Annotated in this window: 1 protein-coding gene; it reads left to right on the top strand. The window is 76.3% G+C overall.

Going from position 1 to position 384, the window contains the following annotated elements; all coding sequences use genetic code 11:
- Nucleotides 1-118: 118 nt before the first annotated feature.
- On the top strand, nt 119-384 hold a 266-nt coding region (locus JHD63_RS23105; RefSeq protein WP_370590627.1), incomplete at its 3' end, for a kelch repeat-containing protein.

Below are 384 nucleotides of genomic sequence, written 5' to 3' on the forward strand. Positions count from 1 at the left end.
CCCCCCCCCCCCCCCCCCCCCCCCCCCCCCCCCCCCCCCCCCCCCCCCCCCCCCCCCCTCACCCCCCCCCCCCCCCCCCCACCCCACCACTAGGCTCTCTTCGTCGGCAGCGTCAGATGTGTATAAGAGACAGGCTCTAGGCGCGGCGCGCTCAAACCACAGCGCCACGCTGCTGCCCAGCGGCAAGGTGCTGGTCGCGGGCGGATTCAGCGGCGGGGCCGCCCTCGCCAGCGCCGAGCTGTATGACCCCTGTCTCTTATACACATCTCCGAGCCCACGAGACCGTACAGGAAATCTCGTATGCCGGCGTCTGCTGGAAAAGAGGGGGGGGGGGGGGGGGGGGGGGGGGGGGGGGGGGGGGGGGGGGGGGGGGGGGGGGGGGGG

The sequence above is a fragment of the Xylophilus sp. ASV27 genome, assembly GCF_016428875.1.
Taxonomy (GTDB): domain Bacteria; phylum Pseudomonadota; class Gammaproteobacteria; order Burkholderiales; family Burkholderiaceae_C; genus Xylophilus.